The organism is Stieleria sp. (assembly GCF_041595215.1).
GTDB lineage: Bacteria > Planctomycetota > Planctomycetia > Pirellulales > Pirellulaceae > Stieleria > Stieleria magnilauensis.
Genome location: NZ_JBFHKV010000766.1, coordinates 1 through 4,361, shown reverse-complemented (window position 1 = coordinate 4,361; position 4,361 = coordinate 1). Strand labels below are relative to the sequence as shown.

Here is a 4,361-nt window from a genome sequence, read left to right as displayed (position 1 = left end):
TAAAAAATGCTTCACTGCGTTTATCGCGGGGGTTGCCTGTTTGGCGTTTTCACTGCCTGCGGCGGCCCAAATGGGCGGCGGCATGGGGGGCATGGGTGGCGGAGGTCCTCAGAGCGGCGGCCCGGCAGGACCGGCCGAGCGTCCCAAGTTCCGCGATCACGTCCACAACCAGGATGCCCTGCCGATCGGCCGCGAACACGGCGACAAGGTCGTCACCAGTGTTCGAATTGTCGGCAATCGAGCGCTCAGCGAGCATGAGATCCTGCAAAAGATGCAGACCAAGAAGGGGCGATTTTTCAGCCGCGAAGTCTTGCTCGGCGACGTCCATCGGTTGAACGAAATGAAATCGTTTGACCATGTCACTTTCAAAACCAAAGACAACGATGCCGGGGTCGACGTAACGTTTGTGGTGCATGAACGCGCCCTGATCTCCGCGATCTCCTTTCACGGAAACAACCGCGTCAACGACCGCGACCTGAAGGGCCGCGCCGGATTGGAAGTCAAAGATCCGCTCAGCGAGTTCTCCGTCGAATCCGCCCGCCGGCGATTGATCGACTACTACAAGGACGAAGGGTTCAACCAGGTCGCCATCACGTCGACGATCGGGTTCAAAGACAAACCCGGCATGGTGATCTTTCGGATCAACGAGGGACCCAAAGAACGAATCGCCAGCATCAATGTCATCGGCAATACCTTGTTGAGCGAAGCCCGGCTGAAGAAACTGATCAAGAGCCGTGGACCGTTTCTCCAATTCGGCTACTACACCTTCAACGTCGCGAACATGGCCAAGATCGATCGCGACGTCGATATCTTGGCCGCGACCTATCACAACCTCGGCTACCTGACCGCTACCGTCGGTCGGCGAATCTCCTACAGCGAAGACGGCAAATGGATGGACGTGACGTTTGTGGTCAACGAAGGCAAACGTTTCAAAATCAACAGCGTGCAAATCATCGGCAATCAATTCGTCACCGAGGATTCACTGCGGCAGCGTTTGGAACTGAAGGCCGGCGACATGTTTGACGGCACCATTTTGAAACGCGACGTGGGCGAGATCGTTTACGGTTACGGCGAACTGGGATTCATCTATGCCGATGTCCAGCCCAAGACCGTGATGCGTGACGAAGAGAACACCGTCGACTTGGTCTATCAGATCGAAGAAGGTGACCGTTGGAAGATCGGCGAGATCCGCGTCAACATCGAAGGCGAACCGCACCTGATGCGGGAGACCGTGATGTTGAACATGTTGGAGATGCGCGAAGGTGATTTCATCGACCGCAGACTGTTGGAAATCGGTCGACGGCGCATGAGCAATAGCCAGTTGCTGGAAACCAATCCGCAAATCGCCGACCCACCGGACATCATCGTCGATCCTCGGGAGGATGCGTTTTAATGAATCACCCCTCCCGCACCGACACCGACCGCAACGTTTTTCCATCACCCCTGACACCAGCAAGCGAATCAACCCGAATGGAATCGATCGATTTGCCGAAACGATTGGCCAGGCGAGCCGCCATCAACACGCCGATGGCACGTGCCCTGGCGGTTCCAATCGCCGTGCTCGCCTGCACCGCGTTGGCCTGGACCTCCTCGGCCAACGCCCAGAACTATCCGCCGGGATACAACCCGCCGACGGGGACCTACGTTCAGCCGCAACAAAACTACGCGCCGCAACAAAACTATGTGCCGCAGCCGGTGCCGCAACAGGCGGCGCCGCAGACGACGTTTCCGCCGACTCAGTTCGGGCCGCGTCAACGCGTGCTCCAACCCGGTCAATCGGTTCCCGGAAGTGGCACCGCGTTTCCGCCGATCGGCACCGATCCGGTTTACACGCCTAACGTTCGCGTCGCGGACTTGATCGTCAATGGATTTCCCGCACGGACCGGACGCATCATGTTCGGCGGTGCGGTCAACAGTGACGCCGGGGTGACCGGCCAGATCACGATCGACGAACGAAACTTTGACATCATGCGTTGGCCGCGCTCGTTCCGAGACCTGTTCGGCGGGACCGCCTTCCGTGGGGCCGGGCAAACCTTTCGCTTGGAAGCCGCACCGGGCAGTGACTTTGATCGTTACAGCGTTCAGTTCGCCGACCCGAACTTGTTCGGTTACTTGCCGATCAGTTTCTCAGCCAGCGGATTCCTGTACGACCGGCGTTACGATGACTGGGACGAGAACCGTCTCGGCGGTCGATTCTCGCTGGGCTATCGCATCACGCCCGACCTGTCACTCGCGGTCGGCATCAGTGGCCAGAATGTCGACCTCAGTCGGATTCGGTCGCTCAACACGGCGATCCTGTCGCCGGGCGATGCGGCCGAATATCAGGAGTTGACCGATGCGGAAGGTGACAACGAGCTGTACAGCGGCAGCATCACGCTGACGCACAACACTCGTGACAGTCCGATTCAGCCCAGCCAGGGCCACTATTTCCAGTTCCAGTTCGAAGAAACCTTCGGCGATTACGACTACTCCCGGATCGAACTGGAGTATCGCAAATACTGGTTGCTGGCGTCGCGAGCCGACGGCAGTGGTAAACAAACTTTCTCGTACAGCACGCAAGTCGGGTTCAGCGGGAACGACACGCCGATCTTCGAAAACTTCTTCGCCGGCGGTTACGCGACGCTGCGAGGTTTCGATTTTCGCGGTGCAGGCCCCGTGGTGGGCGGTACGGGCGGAAATCCCTTCGTTGCCGTTGGGGGGGAATTCCAATTTCTCAATTCCGTCGAGTACATGTTCCCGATCACGGCCGACGACGCCTTTCGCGGTGTGGCATTTTGTGACTTTGGTACCGTGGAAAGCAGTGTTAAACTGGACGCCGACTCGTTTCGTGTCGCGCCCGGTTTGGGTTTGCGTGTGGCAATCCCGGCGCTCGGGCCGGCCCCGCTCGCGTTCGACTTTGCCTACCCGGTCAACAAGTCTGACTTTGACAACGAGCGTATCTTCAGCTTTTACATGAGTTTGATTCGGTAACCTTGCAACAGCCGACCCAACCGTCCGCCGCCTCGGGATCTTGGACCGACCAGATCCAAGCGAGGTTTCGATGCGTCCTTTCCGACGACTTATCGCGATGGTTCGACGACGAGATCTGGCGTTCCGCCGACGGCAGCGTCGGCAACCGGTTCGCCTCGGCGATCCCGCCCCAGGAACTCATCGACGAGGCACCCACGGCGATCTGGCCGGCGCTGATGCCCTGTGACTTTCTCCCCATCCTGACCAACACGATGGGCGATTGGTTGTGCGTCCGGATCGCCGCCGACAATTCGGCCGGACAGATCGTCCATTGGTACCACGGCGGAGGCGACTGGATCCCCTGGGGCGACTCGCTGGCCGAAGCCATTTACTTTGACCACGTTCGGCACAAGTTGCCCGGCAGCCGTCGCGACCACGCGATCTCCGCGGGTTCGGCGAGCGACGAAAGCGATCGATCCTGCCATCGATTGAATCAATGGGCGATCACTCGCCTGGAACATCGGTCGGCCTCCGAATTGGAACCACTGAGCGGTCTTGAGCTGGCCGGCGAGATGATCGAGCGACACATCAGCCAAGCGGCGGTCTTGTGCCAAATGGTGATCGATGCGTTAGAAAATCCGCTGCTCAGCGACGATGCCCTTCGCGGCTTGGACATCGACGATCCCGAACAACTCCAGCGCGGCTTGTTCGACAACCGGCTGATGGACGAGGACTGGATCGACAAGGTGGTCGCGGCAAACGTTTCCCGCCAGCAGGTGCTCGACCAGCAAGATTGGGAGGCGGCGATGCGCTATTGCCGTCGCGCGATCGAGTTCGCGCCGGAACTCGGTTGGGCCTGGGACGTCTTGGGGTACGGCGAAGAGCAATCGGGGAATCGCGCCGCCGCGATCGATCACTACCGAAGCGGGCTGAACTGTTCCATCTTCACCGATCAGACGGTGCGGGTCAGGACGCACGGGTTCTGTGGTGAAGGCCAAAAGTTTTCTGCTGCACGGTTGATGACGCTCGGCTACGAGCCCTGCGATTCGGTCGAGCAAGGTTATTTCGAAAGCCTTTGCGTGCCTTCGGCCAGCGATCGACGCGATCGAGTCCGCGAGCACTTCGCCGCGTTGGCGCAACAAGCACCGCCCGCCCAAGCCCACGAATTGTGGGTCCGTGCGGGATGGGATTTGGGCGCCGAACCGATGCTGGCGTTTGCGGAACTGCTCGAACAAATCGCAGTCGCGGCAGACGCCGCCGGCAGGACGGGCCAGAGTGAACTGGCCCGCACCCACCGAAACTGTTTCCGAGATCGCTACGGCATCTAGTATGCCTTGTCACCTTGCGTTTCGGGTAAGGCGGTAGTGGACGAGGCGACGAGTCCTGTGCCGTCGGCATATCGGCAAGGACTC

General features: G+C 59.6%; 3 protein-coding genes. All 3 read left to right on the top strand.

Annotated features, from left to right (window positions below; translation table 11 throughout):
• Positions 1-1,393 (top strand): outer membrane protein assembly factor (locus tag ABX749_RS23850; protein ID WP_372898201.1); only part of this gene is annotated, 1,393 nt, incomplete at its 5' end.
• On the top strand, positions 1,393-2,970 hold the full coding sequence (locus ABX749_RS23845) for a BamA/TamA family outer membrane protein (protein WP_372898200.1): 1,578 nt from the start codon (positions 1,393-1,395) through the stop codon (positions 2,968-2,970). The genes ABX749_RS23850 and ABX749_RS23845, both read left to right, overlap by 1 nt.
• 2 nt (positions 2,971-2,972) lie before the next feature.
• A complete protein-coding gene (locus tag ABX749_RS23840; RefSeq protein ID WP_372898199.1) occupies positions 2,973-4,277 on the top strand; it encodes a hypothetical protein in 1,305 nt (434 codons plus the stop codon).
• Positions 4,278-4,361 lie beyond the last annotated feature (84 nt).

Coding starts and splice junctions, on each gene's coding strand:
- ABX749_RS23845 (WP_372898200.1), top strand. CDS start 1,393: ATGAATCACCCCTCCCGCACCGACACCGACCGCAACGTTTTTCCATCA.